General features: G+C 69.2%; 14 protein-coding genes. 4 read left to right on the top strand and 10 right to left on the bottom strand.

The genetic code is table 11. The features are described 5' to 3' along the window. Positions 1-20: 20 nt before the first annotated feature. The 6 genes from frc to ACFFQA_RS06785 all read right to left on the bottom strand — a co-directional run bounded on the left by frc (position 21) and on the right by ACFFQA_RS06785 (position 9,517). On the bottom strand, positions 21-1,250 hold the full coding sequence (gene frc, locus ACFFQA_RS06810; protein ID WP_377850785.1) for a formyl-CoA transferase: 1,230 nt from the start codon (positions 1,248-1,250) through the stop codon (positions 21-23). 43 nt (positions 1,251-1,293) lie between these two features. Continuing rightward, complete coding sequence (locus ACFFQA_RS06805; RefSeq protein WP_377850784.1) at positions 1,294-2,970, bottom strand: thiamine pyrophosphate-binding protein; 1,677 nt, start codon at positions 2,968-2,970, stop codon at positions 1,294-1,296. Between the two features lie 202 nt (positions 2,971-3,172). Beyond that, positions 3,173-6,475, bottom strand: a complete 3,303-nt coding sequence (locus tag ACFFQA_RS06800) for an NACHT domain-containing protein (RefSeq protein WP_377850783.1) — start codon at positions 6,473-6,475, stop codon at positions 3,173-3,175. A 9-nt stretch (positions 6,476-6,484) separates the two neighbouring features. After that, complete coding sequence (locus tag ACFFQA_RS06795; protein ID WP_377850782.1) at positions 6,485-7,159, bottom strand: GAP family protein; 675 nt, start codon at positions 7,157-7,159, stop codon at positions 6,485-6,487. Between the two features lie 236 nt (positions 7,160-7,395). Continuing rightward, on the bottom strand, positions 7,396-8,040 hold the full coding sequence (locus ACFFQA_RS06790; RefSeq protein WP_377850781.1) for a DUF6308 family protein: 645 nt from the start codon (positions 8,038-8,040) through the stop codon (positions 7,396-7,398). A 121-nt stretch (positions 8,041-8,161) separates the two neighbouring features. Next, positions 8,162-9,517, bottom strand: coding sequence for a M14 family zinc carboxypeptidase (locus ACFFQA_RS06785; protein ID WP_377850780.1), 1,356 nt, complete (start codon positions 9,515-9,517; stop codon positions 8,162-8,164). Between the two features lie 186 nt (positions 9,518-9,703). Between ACFFQA_RS06785 and ACFFQA_RS06780 the strand changes: the two genes are divergently transcribed. The 3 genes from ACFFQA_RS06780 (at position 9,704) to ACFFQA_RS06770 (ending at position 12,475) form a co-directional block, all read left to right on the top strand. Then, a complete protein-coding gene (locus ACFFQA_RS06780) occupies positions 9,704-10,942 on the top strand; it encodes a glycoside hydrolase family 64 protein (protein WP_377850779.1) in 1,239 nt (412 codons plus the stop codon). Between the two features lie 226 nt (positions 10,943-11,168). Then, positions 11,169-12,038, top strand: coding sequence for an alpha/beta fold hydrolase (locus ACFFQA_RS06775; protein WP_377850778.1), 870 nt, complete (start codon positions 11,169-11,171; stop codon positions 12,036-12,038). Next, positions 12,035-12,475 carry a GbsR/MarR family transcriptional regulator gene (locus ACFFQA_RS06770; RefSeq protein WP_377850777.1) on the top strand — a complete coding sequence of 147 codons (441 nt, stop codon included), beginning with the start codon at positions 12,035-12,037 and terminating at the stop codon, positions 12,473-12,475. Before ACFFQA_RS06775 ends, ACFFQA_RS06770 begins: the two co-directional genes overlap by 4 nt. A 217-nt stretch (positions 12,476-12,692) precedes the next feature. Here ACFFQA_RS06770 and ACFFQA_RS06765 read toward each other — a convergent pair whose 3' ends face one another. The 3 genes from ACFFQA_RS06765 to ACFFQA_RS06755 all read right to left on the bottom strand — a co-directional run bounded on the left by ACFFQA_RS06765 (position 12,693) and on the right by ACFFQA_RS06755 (position 14,758). Beyond that, positions 12,693-13,298 (bottom strand): HhH-GPD-type base excision DNA repair protein, encoded by a 606-nt coding sequence (locus tag ACFFQA_RS06765; protein WP_377850776.1) that lies wholly within the window; start codon positions 13,296-13,298, stop codon positions 12,693-12,695. 64 nt (positions 13,299-13,362) lie between these two features. Further along, positions 13,363-13,851: a hypothetical protein gene (locus ACFFQA_RS06760; protein WP_377850775.1), complete on the bottom strand. Its 489-nt coding sequence runs from the start codon at positions 13,849-13,851 to the stop codon at positions 13,363-13,365. A 142-nt stretch (positions 13,852-13,993) separates the two neighbouring features. After that, positions 13,994-14,758, bottom strand: a complete 765-nt coding sequence (locus tag ACFFQA_RS06755; RefSeq protein WP_377850774.1) for a PP2C family protein-serine/threonine phosphatase — start codon at positions 14,756-14,758, stop codon at positions 13,994-13,996. Between the two features lie 288 nt (positions 14,759-15,046). Here ACFFQA_RS06755 and ACFFQA_RS06750 point away from each other — a divergent pair, with 288 nt between their 5' ends. After that, positions 15,047-15,961, top strand: a complete 915-nt coding sequence (locus ACFFQA_RS06750; protein WP_377850773.1) for a GNAT family N-acetyltransferase — start codon at positions 15,047-15,049, stop codon at positions 15,959-15,961. A 189-nt stretch (positions 15,962-16,150) separates the two neighbouring features. Here the strand turns inward: ACFFQA_RS06750 and ACFFQA_RS06745 are convergent, their stop codons facing one another. Beyond that, the gene (locus tag ACFFQA_RS06745; RefSeq protein WP_377850772.1) at positions 16,151-17,428 is read right to left on the bottom strand and encodes a transporter; all 1,278 of its coding nucleotides are present in this window, start codon (positions 17,426-17,428) and stop codon (positions 16,151-16,153) included. Positions 17,429-17,430 lie beyond the last annotated feature (2 nt).

Here is a 17,430-nt window from a genome sequence, read left to right as displayed (position 1 = left end):
GGTTCGTCGTCTCCCTGTCGTCAGATCACGCCGGCCGCGCGCAGGTCGGCGAGCTGTTCACGGGTGTATCCGAGCTCGGTGAGCACCTCGTCGTTGTGCTCACCGAGCAGCGGCGACCGCTCGACCTCCACGGGCGAGTCGGACAGCCGCAGCGGGCAGCCCACGGTCTTGAACCTGCCCCGCTCCGGGTGGTCCACCTCGACCACGGCACCGAGCTCGGCAAGGGTCTCGTCCTCCAGGAGCTCCTTCGTGGACAGGATCGGCCCGCACGGGACACCACGGGCGTTGAGCGCGTCCATGACCTCCCACTTGGAGTGCTTCTCGGTCCACTCCTCGATGAGGGCGAACATCTTGTCCAACTTGGACAGCCGAGCCTCCGGGGTGCTCCACGCCGGGTCCTGCGCCAGCTCCGGCCGGCCGATCAGCTCGGCGACCTGGCGCCAGCCCGGCGGCTGGATGATCACGTAGATGTAGTCGTTGGGGCCGCCGGGCGCGCAGCGCAGCGCCCACCCCGGCTGCCCGCCGCCGGAGGCGTTGCCGGAGCGCGGCACCTCCGCGCCGAAGACCTCGTTCGGGTACTCCGCCAGCGGTCCGTGCGCCAGCCGCTGCTGGTCGCGCAGCTTCACCCGGCACAGGTTGAGCACGGCCTCCTGCATCGCGACCTGGACCCGCTGGCCGCGCCCGGTGCCGACGCGCTGGTACAGCGCGGCCAGGATCGCCGCCACCAGGTGGATTCCTGTTCCGGAGTCCCCGATCTGGGCGCCGGTCGCGGTGGGCGGGCCGTCATCGAAACCGGTCGTGCTCATCGAACCGCCCATGGCCTGCGCGACGACCTCGTAGGCCTTGAAGTGCGCGTAGCGGCCCTCGCCGAAGCCCTTGATGGAGGCGTAGACGAGCCGGGGGTTCAGCTCGGCCAGGCGCTCCCACGGGAAGCCGAAGCGGTCGACCACTCCTGGGCCGAAGTTCTCCACCAGCACATCGGCGTCCCGGACGAGCCTGGTGAAAATCTCCTTTCCCCGCTCGCTTTTCATGTCGAGGGTGATGCTGCGCTTGTTGGAGTTGAGCATGGTGAAGTAGAGACTGTCCACAGAGGGCAGATCCCTGAGCTGGCCCCGGGTGATGTCGCCGCGGCCGGGCGCCTCCAGCTTGATCACGTCGGCGCCCAGCCAGGCGAGCACCTGCGTCGCCGACGGCCCCGACTGGACGTGGGTCATGTCGAGGACACGAATGCCCTCCAGCGCTTTCGACATGGACGGTCCTCCCGTGAAAGCTTTGTGGGACAAGCGAAATGGGCTACTTGTACATCGTCTGGTTCATCGTTCCCGGCGCGTAGGCGTCCGGGTCGACCCAGACGTTGATCAACGACGGCTTGCCGGAGTCGCGGGCTCGGCGCAGCGCGGGACCGATGTCGGCGGCCTCCCGGACCTCCTCGCCGTAGCCGCCGAGCATCCGGGCGAACTCGTCGTAGCGGACGTCGCCGAGGGTGTTGCCCACCCGTTCCCGGCCGGTGCCGTACTTGCGGGCCTGCCCGTAGCGGATCTGGTTCATCGAGGAGTTGTTGCCGACGATGCCGACGAAGGGCAGGTCGAAGCGCACCAGCGTCTCGAAGTCCCAGCCGGTCAGGCTGAACGCGCCGTCACCGAAGAGCGCGACGACCTCCTTGTCCGGCCGGGCGTGCTTGGTGGCGAGCACGAACGGGACTCCGACGCCGAGCGTGCCGAGCGGGCCGGGGTCCATCCAGTGCCCCGGCGACTTCGGCTGGACCACCTGACCGGAGAAGGTGACGATGTCTCCGCCGTCGCCGATGTAGACCGAGTCCTCGGTGAGGAACTCGTTGATCTCGTGCACCAGCCGGTAAGGGTGGATGGGCGCGGCGTCGGAGTGCACCTGCGGCAGCCTCTTGGCCAGCGCCTGCTCCTCCACCGCGCGCAGCTCCTCCAGCCACGCCTTGCGGCCGACCGCGCCGTTGTCGATCCGCCCTGACGCGGCCCGCGCCACCGAGGCCAGCACCAGGTCCGCGTCGCCGACGATGCCGAGGTCGATGTCGCGGTTCTTGCCGACCGTGCGGTAGTCGAGGTCGATCTGCACGACGGTCGCGTCGGCGGAAAGTCTTTTGCCGTAACCCATCCGGAAGTCGAAAGGAGTCCCGACGATGATGATCAGGTCGGCGTTGGCGAAGGCGTGGCGGCGGGAGAGCTGGAAGTGGTGCGGGTCGCCCGGCGGCAACGTGCCCCGCCCCGCGCCGTTCATGTACGCGGGCACGTTCAGCTCGCGCACCAGCTCCCGCGCCGACTCCGTCGCCCTGGTCGTCCACACCTGGCCGCCCAACAGGATCGCCGGTTTCTTCGACCGCACAAGCAGATCCGCCAGCCGCTCGACGTCGGCCGGGTCGCCGCCGTTGCGGGTCGACGCGCGGTAGCGGCCCGCGCTCGGCACCCGCGCGTCGGCCACCGGCACCTTCGCGTCGAGGACGTCGCGCGGGATCTCCAGGAAGGCCGGGCCCGGCGCGCCGTGGTAGCACTCGCGGAAAGCCATGGACACCATGTCGGCGACGCGCGCGGTGTCCGGGACGGTGGCGGAGAACTTGGTGATCGGCGCCATCATGTCCACGTGCGGCAGGTCCTGGAGTGAGCCCATCTTGTGCTGGCTCAACGCTCCTTGGCCGCCGATCAGCAGCATGGGGCTCTCCGCGCGGAAGGCGTTGGCCACGCCGGTGACCGCGTCGGTGGTGCCGGGCCCCGCCGTCACCACGGCGCAGCCGGGCCGCCCGGTGACCCGCGCGTGGGCGTCGGCGGCGTGCGCGGCGACCTGCTCGTGCCGGACGTCGATGACCTCGATGCCCTCGTCGACGCAGCCGTCGTAGATGTCGATGATGTGCCCGCCGCACAGCGTGTAGATCGTGTCGATGCCCTCGGCCTTGAGTGCCTTGGCGACGAGGTGTCCGCCGGAGATCAGTTCCGGGCTGGTCATGACCAGTGCTCCCGCCCCCACGACCCGCGTGGTTGTAGATTGTATACCGTATGGAGTGTTCAAATTCTTACTCTCGGCACACGAGCGGGGACAAGGGCGGTCAGCCGAACGACGCAGCGGAGGGAGCGGGAATTCGGCCCCCGCGAGCGTTTTGTCCCGATTTCCCGGACGACCCGTCAGGAGAACGGGCGCGAGCGAAGGCTCACTTGTCCGCCAGCTCGGCCGCCCGGCGGCGGACCGAAGCGGACACGCTGGAGTCGGTCGCGATCCCGCGCAACACGGACCGACCGGCACGACGGCGGCTCTTGTTCAGCGCCACGGCCGCGTCGAGCCGAACCTGGTCGCGAAGCTTTCTGTTACACGCCAACGATTCCAGCGCGTCGTCCCCTTCGCGACCCTTCACTCGCCTCAAAAGCAGCGCGGCTTCCAGCCGGTCCTCACCGCGCAGGCGCGGCTCGTCGACGAGCCTGCGAAGCGTGGCGGCGATGCTGACGCTTCCCCGCTGGATCGCCCCGCGAGCGGCCGTGAACCTGGTGCCCGGCTCTGCGGCGGTCTGGGCGAGCTGCTCGTAAAGGGAGATCATCGTCGACTTCGACACCTGCGACCGGAGTGCGTTGATGGCTCGCAGACGGTCCGCGTCGGACTGGTGGAGACTGTTCGCCATCGCGGTCAGGCGCTTGACCCCGGCTCCGGTGTCGAACCGGAGCAGATATTCCAGCACCGTGAACAGGTACGGGTCCTTGGGCTGGCAGCCATCAGCGACAGTGGTCAGGATCTGGGCGGCGTCCTGCTGCTCCACGCCCCGCCGCAGTGCCACCGCCACCCGTTGCTCACGGCTCAGCGGACCGTCGCCGACCGCGAGCCGGACGAGCAGCTGGGGGCTTTCGCCGAACTGGTCCACCAGGAAGTGCGCGGCGTGACCTCGCTGAACCGCTTCGTGCGAGTCGTCGTCCACGATCGCGGTCAGGAGTGCGTGCGCGCGCTGCTGGTCCAGACCGGCCAGCACGGCGGCGGCCTTGGACCAGATCTCGCCGTCGGTGACCGACGACAGCAGGCCGGACATCACGCCGTACCCGCGTTCCCGGTCGTCGCCGAGCTCCACCACGATCCGTGCGGCCTCGAAACGGCTGCCCGTGGCGAGCCGAGGGTCTTCGGCGAGCGCGACGAAGGTGTCCAGGCCGAGGTCGAGGTGGATGTCCAGCAGGATCTCCGCCGCCTGCATCCGGATCTCACCGTCCAGGCTGTCCCGCGCCACCTTCGCGAACAGCTCGGCGGCCCGCGTCCGGTTGACCGTGGTGAGCTGCTTGCCGAGGGACAGCCGGGCCGTCCGGTCGGTCTTGGTGTCCTCGATGAAACGCCGCGTCACCACGGGGCCGTTGACGGGATCTGAGTTGAGCAGGAACCGGGCCGCCTCGAAACGGCGGGGCCGCGGCGCGTCGCCGAACGTGACGCGCTCCACCTCACGCGCCGCGAGCTCGGAGTCGATGTCCCACAACCAGCCGACGTGGTCGTGCCACTGCTTGCTCGGAGTGTCCGGAGTGGACACGACCTTGGTGAGCAGCGTGACCGTGCGGCGCAGGATCCTCGGGTCCACGGCGACCCCGTGCCGCACGAGCTGGGCGATGAAGCCGATGTTGTGCTCCCGGTGCCGCCAGCCGAGCAGCCTGCCGAGCTTGCGGCTGACGTCCTTGCCGCTCTCCACCCATCGGGCCGCGAGGAAGGTCATGACTTCCAGGTGCGGCCACGGCCATTCCCGTTGCGGCGCGAGGAGTTTCCTGCTCGACCACGCCCGCGGGTCGGGATGCCGTGCTGCGAGGTGACAGGCCGCGAAGTACTCCTCGACGGTCTGGTGCAGGAACCGCCAGTCCTCGCGCCGCTGGACCAGCAGGCCGCTGATCCGCAGCGCGTCGGCGATGACCTCCGCCCACTCCTGCGGGGGCACGCTCTCCGGCGGGTCCACTCCGCGCCACGCCAGCGCGTGCTCGATCAGCGACAGGTCACGATCGCCGTCGCCGAGCCGCTGGTGCCCGAAAGCGATGTCCTGGAACAGGTCCTGGATGCGGTCGAGCAACGCGTCGGCGGCGGACTCCGCGGTCGGACCGTACGGCGCGACCCTGCGGCGCAGCTGCACGCGCGCGTCGGCCTCGCGGAGCTTCACCACCAGCCAGGACACGAACTCCCGATAGAGCTGCGACTGGTTGTCCGGCAGGTCCGCGTCGGGTTTCTCCGCGAACAGCAGGCACAACATGGTGGAGATGAGCGGGACGTGGGCCAGCTCGTGGAGCTTCGTGCGCCGGACCCGCGCGACGAAGTCCGTCGCGGCGCGCTCGGGTTCGGCGAGCTCCCTCGCCGCGAGCCACCCCACGACGAAGGTGTGCAGCTCCGCGTCGCTGAACGGCTCGATCACGTACGTCGGGAACTGGGTCCGGTTGACGCTGGCGAAACCGCGGTCGTCCAGTGGGCGGCTGGTGACCAGGAACCGGTAGGCGGGGTCCTCGCGGTGGTCGGCGACCTTGCGCAGCACGGTGTGCCGCGCCGCCGGTTCGAGCACCTCGTCGAGCCCGTCGACGAGCACCAGCCACGGCACGCCCGGCAGCGGCTCGGCCCGGAACAGCTCCACCAGCGCCGCTCGGTCCAGCCCGAGGCTCAGGCCTCTGACGACACCGTCGGCGAGCGCGTCCGGCAGCGTGCGGTCCCGGCTGAGCACGTCGGCGGTGATCGGGACCGGCACGAACGACCCCTCGTGCGAGTCCAGCCAGCTCGCCGCCGTCGTGGCCGCGATGTGCCGGACCAGGCTCGACTTCCCCGCCCCCGGGTACCCGAGCACCTGCACACCGGGGTGGCGCTCCAGGAGGCTGTCGGCGTCCACCCGCTCCAGCGCCTCGTGCTCGGTCTCGTCGGCCTGCTTCGTCGCCTGCCGGGTGAGGTAGATCTTCGACAGCGGCGGCGCGGCGTGCCGGACGCTCGGGTACGGGTGGTCGCGGTCGGCCTTGCGGACGGCGTCGAGGTAACCGCGCAGCGCCGGGCGCAGGTGCCGCCAGCCACCGGCGCTGATCTGCTCGGTGTCCAGCAGGTCCAGCCAGTCGCGGTGCTCCCTGCCGACCTCCGTCGCGGGCACCGGGACCGGCTTGCCGTCCGCACCGTTGAGCGCGCACACGCCGCCGGTGCGCCAGTTCAGCACCGGCGATCCGGGCACAGAGTCGAGGCGGACCAGCTCGTCACCGGGAACGACCGCCGGGGACACACAGGCGAGCGCCGAGGTCTCCCGCTCCACCAGCACCAGACCGTCGCCGTCCTGACCGACGAGACGCGCGCAGGTGAGCACGGTCCCCGGCGCGACCGCGACGCCGTGCCCGGCGCCGACCGCGACGGTCGCGGCGCGCAACGCCTGCTGAAGTCGTTGCCGTGCACCAGTCGCCGAACCCTGGTGCAGGTGGACGTCACCATGGATGTCCCGAGCCTGCACCAGGTTGCCGAAGACATCGGCGGCGGAGTTGTTGTGCACCGAGCCACGCTACTTGAAGAACAAGTTCGCGATACCGTCCCGTGCCAGCAGGAATCCCACGATGCCCAGTGCCCACCCGATCGCCTCGGTCTTGTTCTTGGTGATCCAGGCGTTGACCCGCTCCAGCTTGGGCCGCAACCAGGTCCACGCGAATGCCCGGACCACGAGCAGCAGCAGCGCCGGCACGATCATCACGATCACGTAGCCCGCCAGGATCGGCACCCACTCCACGGGCGTGAGGCCCGCCGAGGTCATCATCCCGACCGCGGCCAGGTACGGCACCATCGTCGCCACCTCGACGAGCGCGGCGGTGACTCCGAGCGCGACCATCGACCCCGTCCCCGCGCCGACCTTGGGTGGGCGGGGCGGCTTGGGCTTGCGGCGTTTCGGGTCGAACCAGAAGCTCACGACGAACATCGCGACACCGACAACGGCCTCGACCCAGTACCAGGTCCGCCCCTGCAACACCTGGCCGACCTGGTCGAACACAGTGCTCAGGCCGAGCATCAGTCCGACACCGACGGCGAAGTAGAACACCGAGACGGTGGCGAGGTAGACCGCCATCCGCAGGACGGGGCGTTCCTTGAGCGCGAGCAACAGGTAGACCGGGATGCCGAGCGTGCCGAAGCTCGTGCTGTCCACGAGTGCGAGCGCGACCAACGCCAGCAGCAGAGAGGCTGTCACGGATTTCCCCCCGGAAAGCGACCAACGGCGCAGACCCTAACCGTCGTGTCCTGCAAGTGGTAACACCACCTCACCACCCCCTGACACCCTCACCCCCGCGCACGCCCTTCTTTTCGCGTTTTGTCACCTTGATGCGAAATGGGAGCGCTCTTTTGCGCAATAAGGCTACATAACGCGAAAACCCCGGCCACGCCAGCCAGCCCGCGCGCACACCGGGGCACGGGGGCGGCGCCAGCTCAGGGCATCGGGACGACTTGCAGGACAGGTGCTAGTCGTTTTCCGTACATCCACAGCGCGATGTCCACGCAGCGGAGCAGGCTGCTGGCCGCACACAGCCCGGAGCGCTCACGCACCTCGGCAACCCCGGCAGCCCGCGCAGGGTCGGCGGCGAACCACGAGTGCAGGCACAGCCACAGGTCCTCCGGCTGCCCCAGGACTCCCAGCACCAGCCGGTCGTGGACGGGAACGTGGTGCGGGCGTTTCCTGGCGAGCAGCTTCCCCGCGATCACCGGGGTGATGCCGTCTAGGTCGGTCAACGCCTGCCACATCCGGTCGGCGGGACCGTCCGGGGCGTAGTCCGCCGCGTCGGCCTCGTGCATCGGCGTGTGCGGGACCTCGGCGAGCATCGCGTTGAGGTTGTCGAGGCAGGCGTTCAGGTGCGACAGCGCGGAGTACCCGTGCCACGGCAGGCTCAGCGCCATCGTCGCCACGACGTCGGCCGCGGTGAAGGCGTCGGCGTCCTCCCCGAGCCCCGTGCCCTCGTCCAGCCGCTCGTACCGCCTGCCGGCCCGGGTCTCGACGTAGTACCGGATGTCACGGGCCGCCCGCTCACCGAGGACGACGTCGTCGAGCACCCTGTGCGCCCAGCCGTACCCGTCCATGCGTACTCCCGGCTCGTGGTGTCCCGCTCCTCAGCAGAGCGATTCCACCAGCCGGTGCCCCGGTCTTGGCCACCCGTGCGACACGTTTCGATACGGTACCGTTACGAAACCCGCGTCGGCCTCAGCCCTCGGCGGGCAGGCTCACCGAGCCGAGGATCGCGCCGAACTGCGTCGCGACGAGCTTGCGGATCGGGATGGTGGTCGCGGGCACCTCCGCCTCGGCGATGTCGGCCCACCGCTCGAAGACCTCGGTCAGCCTCGCGTGCGCGGAACGGATCGCCGGGGTTCCGTTGCCGATCGCGAGCTCACCGTCCAGTGTGGACAGAAGCATGCCGCCGTAGCGCATCCGCACGGACTGGAGCACCTCAGCGGAGTGGAAGCGCTCCGAGACAACGGCAGGACGGTCCCCGCCGGGAACGTCGGCGGCGGCCGAGGCGATCTCCGCCTGCTTGGCGAGTCCTGGCAGGAACGCCCGGAGCGCACGGAGGTAGGGAGACCGCGCGGCCAGGTCGCTCTCGACGGACGCCAGCAGACCGGACAGGACGCGGTCGGCCTCCAGGAGGTCCTTCGCTCTCTCGCGCAGCAGGACCGCGTAGGAGATCTCCAGCGGGGTCGTGTCGTTGGCGTCATCGTTGGCCCAGTACGGCACTTCGCTGACCAGGTAACGGGTTCCGTACCGCTCCACATAGGACCCGCTGGAGTCACCGGCGTCGCGATCGGTGTGATCGACGCCGATGGACTCCAGGTAGTCGATGCTCTGCCGGGCGTTGAGCCCCCGGTACACGCCGGGTGACAGCTCCTCCATGTACGGCGCCTCGTTCTCGCCCGTGTGCAGCGGAAGCCCCAGGTGCTCCGGGATGGCGGCCAGCCGCCGGGACAGCTCGGGCGTGGTCGAGTCGACGTAGTAGTACACGCCGCCGTACTCCGCGTTGTGCAGCGAGCACATGAAGTCCGGCCGCGTCTCGTCGAACACCCGCATCAGCGCGACGGTCTCGGGGATCACCGCGTCGAAGAAGACTCCCTTGTACGCCAAGGGAAACGACCACTCCACCTGCTCCTTGCCCGCGGGGCGGTAGAAGTTGCGCCCGTACTTGCGCATGGTCAGCGGCGGTTCGAACCAGCCCTCGTTCAGCCGCGTCCCGTCGGGATCGACGCACGGGATGATGTGCCAGGTGTAGCCGAGCTCCTCGCGCAGCGCCGCGTCGGCGGCGAGGGTCCGCGCCAGGTGCAGCGCGGTCAGCCCGCCGACGGGCTCGTTGGGGTGCACGGCGGCGAAGACCACCGCCTGCTTCGGCCCGCCCGCCACGGTCAGCGACCACAGGGGCTCGCCGAGCCGCGAGGTGCCGATCCGGCGGAGGGCCGCACAGTCGCCGTGCCGTTCGGCGACGGCGCCGATCCCGGCGAGAAGGTCGTCAACGCCGAGGAACCGGTCGAACTCCGGAACCTCGTCCACCAGCCGCAGGATGCGCTCGAACACGTGCTCTCCTCACCCGTCGTCCCCAAAGATCACTATGCCATGCCGAGGCTTGTCCACAGTGGACTGTTGTCCGGTTCCAGCCATCCGACCTTGGTCGGGTTGACGCCCCGGAACGGCCATGAGAGCGTTCTCACAACGCCGCCACAGCGAGGGGCAACGAAGCCTCGGACTCTGGAGGAACACCCTGTGATATCCCGAAGAAGGCTCTTCGCCCTGTCCGCGGCCGCCGCCGCGACACCGTTGCTGACCAACGCCGTGGCCAACGCCGCGACCGGGGCCGTGTCGAGGGCGGCCGCCGTTCCGGAGAAGTTCACGTTGCGCCTGGTCAACAACTCCGGCGCGGGCAGCGCCTACGCCTACGTCATCGGCACCACCATCGAGGAACCCGGAAAGCTGATCGTGGTGCGGCCCGACGGCTCCTCGTACTTCCCGCCGAACCCCTCGCAGGAGGGCACGCCACTCGGCGAGGACTGCGCGATCCCGTTGGGCGCGAGCGGTTCCACCAAGGAGATCGAGGTCCCCAGGATGAAGGGGGCCCGCGCCTACATCGTCACCGACTCCAAGCTCGACTTCTTCGTCAACCCGGGGCCCTCCGGTCCCGCGCTCGTCTCGCCGAGCTTCCTCAACACCAGCGACGCGAACTACAAGCGCAACTGGAGCTTCGCCGAGTTCACCTTCAACGACCGCGAGCTCTACGCCAACATCAGCTACGTCGACTTCGTCTCCATCCCGATCGGGATCTCCCTGACCACGCTGGGCGGCCAGGAGCAGAAGGTGGCCGGACTGCCCGGCGGCGCGCTGGACTCGATCGCCCAGGAGCTCAAGGCCCAGGCGGCTTCCGAGGGCACCAAGTGGGACCAGCTGATCCAGACCGGCCCGGACGGCAGGCCGCTGCGCGTGGTCAGCGCGCACTACAAGGCCGCTGAGTTCCAGGGCTACCTGGAGGGCTACATCGACGAGGTGTGGAAGAAGTACGAGGGCGCCACGCTGACGATCGACTCGCAGAACGGGGCGCTCGGCAAGGTCACCGGCAAGGTCTCCGGCGGCCGGTTCACCTTCAGCAGCGGGGACTCCTTCGGCAAGCCGAGCACCGCGGACGTGCTCAGCTGCGACACCGGCCCCTTCAAGATCGACCAGGGTGCTACGGAGATCCGCAAGAGCATCATCCCCAGGCTCGCCGCCGCGCTGAACCGGACCACGTTGCTGGACAACGCCGACCAGCCGCAGGGCGAGGACGCCGCGAAGTTCTACCAGAAGCCGAGGACCAACCACTACGCCCGGATCGTCCACAGCAAGCTGCCGGACAACCGCGGCTACGCCTTCCCGTACGACGACGTCGCCCCCACCGGCAAGGACTTCAGCGGCGCGGTGCACGCGGGTGACCCGAAGGTGCTGACCGTCGCGTTCGGACCGACGCACAAGTAACCGTCCACACTGGACTGTCAGGTACGCCGTACCTGACAGTCCAGTGCCGTCTTCAGCCCCGTTTCGCGGCGGCGGCGTGAACTCCCGCACCTCGCCGAGCGCGGTCGGCCACCCCTTGGGCTCCACACGTTCTCGCCATCACCGTCGTAGTGCTCGATCAGCAACCGCTTCGCCATCGGGAACTGCTGGCCGCGACGCGCTGACGAACGCACGTCCCCTGCGCCGGGTGGCGGCCGAGCAGAGTTATCACTATATTCAGAGAATGGTGAAACTACGGGACGGGCTGCCTCGCCCAGGCGCAGAGATCCGCTTCGTCGAACGAGGCGGAGGTGGCCCAGGGGTGGTGTTCACCCATGGCGCCGGCATGGACCACACGATGTTCGAGGCCCAGGCGGATGCTGTTGAACGGGCGGGCTACCGCACGGTCCTGTGGGACATGCGGGGTCACGGTGAGTCCGAGCTGCACCCGGGCGCGCACTTCTCGGCCGCTGATGCGCTTGCGGATCTGACCGCTGTGTTGGACGAGCTCGGGCTCGAACGCCCCGTGCTGGTGGGTCATTCGCTCGGCGGCAACCTCTCCCAGGCGTTCGTCCGAGAGCACGCTGAGCGGGTCGGCGGTCTGATCGTCGTCGACTCCACCTGGAACGCGGGTCCGCTGAGCAGGATCGAGCGTCTCGGCCTCCGCATGGCCGCACCCATGCTCGGCCTGATCCCGGCCGCCAAGCTACCCGGCATCATGGCACGCGCATCCGCTGTTTCACCCGGTGCCGTCGCGCAGACCGAATCAGTCTTCGCACGCATGCCCAAGCACACCTTCCTGGACGTCTGGCGTGCGACGGTCTCGCTGGTCTCACCCGACCCGGCTTACCGCACACCCGTTCCCCTGGGGTTGATCCGGGGCGCCCAGGACGGCACGGGCAACATCGCCAAGGCCATGCCGCTGTGGGCACGGGCGGAAGGCGTTCAGGAACATGTCATCCCCGACGCTGGTCACATCGTCACCCTTGACGCCCCCGAAGCGACCACGCGAGCGCTCTTGCACGTGTTGGAGCAGTGGCGGTTCGATGATCCTCGTGAACAAAGGAGCATCGGGTGATCGACGAGGAGCAGCAGCAGTTCAGCAACGCGATGGGTGACACGCTGGCGTCGTGGAACCTGTCCAGGGCCACGGGTCGGGTGTACGGGTACCTGCTGCTGCGCGGCACGCCGTCCACCTCCGAGGAGCTCCGCGCCAACCTCGGCCTCAGCGCGGGGGCCGTGAGCTCGTCGATACGAGAGCTGGTCTCCTGGGGTTTGGCTCGAACGATCGCCCAGTCCGGAAGCCGCCGCCTGCTGGTCGAGGCTGCCGGCGGGTTCGAGCAACTGTTGTCCGCGAGCCACGAACGTTCCCGCGCGTTCATCCGCACCCTGCGTGCCGCGCAGTCGCTCACCGAGGATGACGGTGCCGCACAGCGCCTCCGCGATGTCACCGACCTCTTCGCCGCCTACATCGAAGCAGGAGAACAGATGCTCAACAGTCGCAAGCACATCTGAGGCCGAGGCGGCTTTCGAGACTGTGCCGGGCTCGTTCCCGGCCCCGTCTCGGCCGGATTCGCGACCAGGAGACAGAAGGCGTCGGTTCCGTTCGGGAATGCCGGGCTCAAGCGACTCGACGAGGCTGGCCACCGTCACGGACCGCAAGGTGTCCCGCCAAGCGTTGCGCGCCGCTCACGGTTTCGTCAGGCACCTGCGCGAGCAGCGTTGTGCAGAGCTAGCGGCTTGCGTCTGCGCCATTAGCGATTTTCGCGGTTGCAGCCGCGGCTTTTGTCGCTCGCTTGAACTCCCGCACCTCAGATAGCGTGACTTTGTCCCGAACGTCGGCGACACTGCGTCGTGAACCCTCCTCGCCGTAGGCTCCCGCGGCGGCTCGCCATCCTTCGGGCCTCACGCCGAGCTGCTTTCCGAGCAGCGCGAGGAAGATCCGAGCCTTCTGGTCCCCGAACCCCGGCAGGGCCTTGAGCCGCTTGAGCACTTCCTTGCCGTCGGGGTCGTCCCGGGTCCACACGTTCTCGACATCACCGTCGTAGTGCTCGACCAGGAACCGCGCGAGCGCCTGCAACCGCTTGGCCATCGACCCGGGGAACCGGTGGATGGCGGGCGGCTCGGAGGCGATCGCGACGAACTCCTCCTCGGAGGCCTCGGCGATCCGGTGCACGTCCAGGCCGCCCATCCGGTCGGCGATGACCTTCGGCCCCTTGAACGCCTTCTCCATCGGGACTTGTTGATCAAGCATCATCCCGAACAGCACCGCCAGCGGATCGGCGGCGAGCAGCGCATCCGCCTCCGGCTCCTGCGCAAGGCACAGCGTGCGAGTCATGCGCAGAGCTTCCCACGAACACCCTGCACGGGCCGGTTCACCCTCCGAGCGGGCCGAGGAGCGATCAGAAACGCCAGACGAGCCACTCCGAGAACAGTCCCACAATCCCGGAAATGGACTGCATTTCAGCACCTTGGTGAATCGCAAGCGCGACGACGATGACGGCGACGAGGAACCGCAACGCTGCGAACTCGGCACCGTGCAGGCGGTACTCGGTCGCCAAGAAGACGGGGAGCACGATCACCGTACTGATCACCAGCTTGACCCAGTCCCGTACAACCAGATCAAAGGTGACGACGACATGCACGTACGCACTGGCGACCAGGAAGAGCACGGCGTACGCGGCGACGGAGAAGCCCCACGGAAGGGCGGTGAAGTACTCACGCTCGCCGGAATGGAAGTTCACATCGCCATGAATGTCACGAGCCTGGACCGAGTTCTGCGCATAACCCGAGAAATCATTGTGGGTCCGAGCGTCCTCGTAATCAGGATCGTCCTCATCGTCGTAGTAGCGCATGCCCCGCCCGGACTCCCCCTTGACCAGCCGGATCACCTCAACAGTCGAAGGTAACCGAGGTTCAGGGGAGTTCAGAGGGCTGATCGCCACAAAATGCGGCATTCACCGCATCAGCCGTACTCGCCGACAACGGGACTGTGCTCTCTCATCAGCTCGTGCGAGGCGCCCTGGGCGCGGCTCAGGTGAGGGGCAGCACCCCGGCGGTGACGTTGTCGTGCACCTCGGCGGAGTGCTCCAGGGCCGCCGTCACCAGCGCCTCCGCGGCCTCCTGCGCGTCGGCGGAGTGCTCGCGCAGCACGGCGGCGATCTCGTCCGGGGTCAGCGACTTGTGGAAGCCGTCGCTGCCGACCACGACCGCGAGCACGCCCTCGGCCGACACGCGGGTGCTGCCGAAGGACACCGGGTCCACCGGGTGCGCCCTGCCGAGGGTGGTCAGCACGACGTGGTCCCAGTCGGCCGGGTCCTCGTCGTAGTCCGCCAGCTCCTCCGGGGTCAGCTCGGCCGCGTACTCGCGCATGCGCTGGCCCTGGGTGTGGTCGACGGTGTGCACGCGGATCTCCTCGGCGTGCAGGGTCCACACCCGGCAGTCGCCGGTCCAGGCGACCTCGATGACGTCGAGGTCGGGCAGGTGCACCGCGATGGCCGCGACCGCGTCCGGGATGCGGGCGCCCTTCTCCGCCGCCGCGTTCTGCCGCTCGCGCATCTCCTCGCCCGCCGCGAGCAGGCCCGCGACCGCGCCGTGCTCGGCGCCCACCGCGACGGCCTCCTGCACGCAGGCCGGGGAGGCGGCGACGACGTGCTCGTCCCCGCCGATGCCGTCCACGACGGCCAGCGCGGTCGCGCCGCTGAGGGCGCCCGCGGCGGCGACAGCGTCCGCGTTCGACGGCCGAGGTCCCTGCTCACAGGCCATGCCAACGACCAGCTCGCGGCGCTGTTCGCCCACGTCACTCCCCCAAAGACTCCGTCGTGCCCGACCCCGACATGATCCGCGACGGTCGCCAGCCGCGCATGCCGAGGAAACGATGATGCCTGTCGCGCCGTGACCCCGCCGGGGCACCCCCGAATTCGGTTGCCCTCCCGCGTGGCGTGCCGCTAGCCTGCGCCGGACGCCCTCAAGACAGCGTGAAGGAGGTGAGTGCCGTGGTCACGACGACGATCATGCGCTCCCTTCTCGCCGCGAGGGCGTCGAGGTCCTGACCCGGGGAGCGCTCCAGCTTCCGGAAGGATCCCCATGACCGACCTGGTCATTCGCCCGCTGGTCTCCGGCGAGGCGTCCCTTTTCGAGTCACTGCCCGACGACTGCCTCGTCGGTTTCGCCGCACGTGGCAGGACCTACACGGCCATGGCCGCCGAGGGCGAGTACCGGCCCGAGTGGACCTGGATCGCCCAGCGGGACGGTGCCGTGGTCGCACGCGCCGCCTGGTGGGCGGGGCCCGAGGACGACGCGCCGCTCGCGTTGGACTGGTTCGACTTCACCGACGCCGACGCGGCCGTCGAGCTGCTGCGGGCGGCGCCGTTCCGCGCCGAGTACAGCCTGAACATGCGGCCGGGGTGGCGCGATGACCCCGACACGCTGGCCGCGGGCACAGCCAGGCACGACGCGGCCGTCGCGGCGGGGATGACCCCGCTGGTGGAACGCTTCATCTACCTGTGGACCACCGACTGCGGGCTGCCGGAGCGGCCGAGCCGCCTGGTGTACCGACCGGAGCCCGATGACGAGGTCTTCCTCGACATCTTCCGGCGCATCAACGAGGGCACCCTCGACGCGCACGCCCGCAGGGCCATGGCGACGTCGGGCGCGGAGGCCGCCGCTTCGGAGGACCTGGAGTACCTGCGGTGGATGCCCAGCCCGCGTGAGTGGTGGCGGGTGGCGTACACGCCCGACGGCGACCTGGTCGGCATGAGCGTGCCGTGCCACAACTACAGCGGGCCGGTGATCGGCTACATCGGTGTCGTGCCCGAGCACCGGGGCAACGGCTACGCGTACGACCTGCTGGCCGAGGCCACCCACCTGCTCGTCGCGGAGGGCGCCGAGCGGATCAAGGCGGGCACCGACAAGGGCAACACCCCGATGGCCGCCGCGTTCGCCAAGGCCGGGTACCCGATCGACCAGGAGCGGATCGACCTGGTGTACCCGTCCTCCTGATGACGCTGTGGTGGTGCGCCTCAGGCGCACCACCACACAATCGGGCGACTTTTCCTTGCTGTACCAGGACAATGGCGCAAAGCACTCCGAAGCCGTGCTTACTCTCGGGCCGTGGTTCCCGCCCCGTGCACGATCGTCCTTGCCGTGGTCTCACGGCCCCCACCACCACATCGGGGCGGCGGCGCGGCTCTAGGTCAAGTACAGCAAGGAGGTCATCGTCAGTCCGCCCACCGCGATCAGCCAGGTGTAGGGCAGCGTGGAGACCATGACGCGCTCCGGCCGGGCACCGGCGTACTGCGCGCTCCACACCGTCTGGGTGCTCGTCGGGTCGGAGACACCCAGGACCTGCCCGAGCGAGGCCATCATGCCGAGCACCGCCGTCGCCGGGTAGACCCCGCCGGAGATCAGCACGCCCGCGACGCCCGCGCCCAGGCCGTAGATGTTCAGCGGCCCACGGTAGAGCGCCAGCGGCACGAGCACCGAGAACACCACCACGAACAGCACCGGGTTGGACGGGCTGATCGAGCTGACGATCGGGTTGAGCGCGGCGATGGCACCGGGCAGCTTCACCGCCGCGAGCAGCATGCCGATCGCGATGAACAGCACGATGGGCGGGGCCGCGACCTCGAACGCCTTGTACAGCGTGCGCAGCGCCCGTTCCTTGAGCTCGCCGCGCTTGTACGTCGACAGCAACGCGTAGGCGAGCCCGAGCAGCAACGCGGGCACGATCGGCATGGCGAAACCCAGCGCCAGCACGATCGGCACCACCGGTGTCAGCAGCGAGTACCAGGGCGCGTCCCCGCGACGGGCGCGGCGCGAGGCCGGCGTGGTCCTCAGCGCCCACGCGTGCCTGGCGCCTTTGCGGCGGCACTCCACGAGCACGTAGGCGATGCCCACGACCAGCACGATCGGGAACAACCTGAGTTGGAAGGAGCGCACTGTCTCAACGGGAATGCTCAACGCGTCGGAGAGGAACTGCCAGCCGATGAGCTCCAGCGGCAGCCCTGCCGAGATGCCCATCAGCACCGTGCCCGCCGCGACCACGTTCGGCACGCCCACAGCGATCATCGCCGGGATGCCGACGACCCCGGCCAGCAGCGCGGCGGGCGCGGAGCCGGTGATCGTGCCGACCAGGAGGGAGACACCGAAAACACCCAGTGCGACAACGGAAGGACGCTCGCCGCCGAACTCGACGATCTTGCGGACGAGGGTGGACGCGATGCCCGTGTCGTCCAGGACCGCACCGAGCCAGGAGCCGAGCAGAATCGCGATCATCGTGGACGCGAGCATCGGCGCGCCGGTCTGCAGCACGGTGGTGGCGACGCTGTTGGTCTTGCCGAGCAGGCTGGCCCCGGACAGCAACGCGATGGCCACGGCGAGGAACACCAGGGCGAACGCGGTGGGCAGCGTGCGAGTGAGCATCAGCACGACGCCAACGGCCATCACGGCGATGATGAGGAAACCCATGG

This window comes from Allokutzneria oryzae, assembly GCF_042429765.1.
GTDB classification, from domain to species: domain Bacteria; phylum Actinomycetota; class Actinomycetes; order Mycobacteriales; family Pseudonocardiaceae; genus Allokutzneria; species Allokutzneria oryzae.
This window is presented reverse-complemented; position numbering and strand designations above follow the sequence as displayed.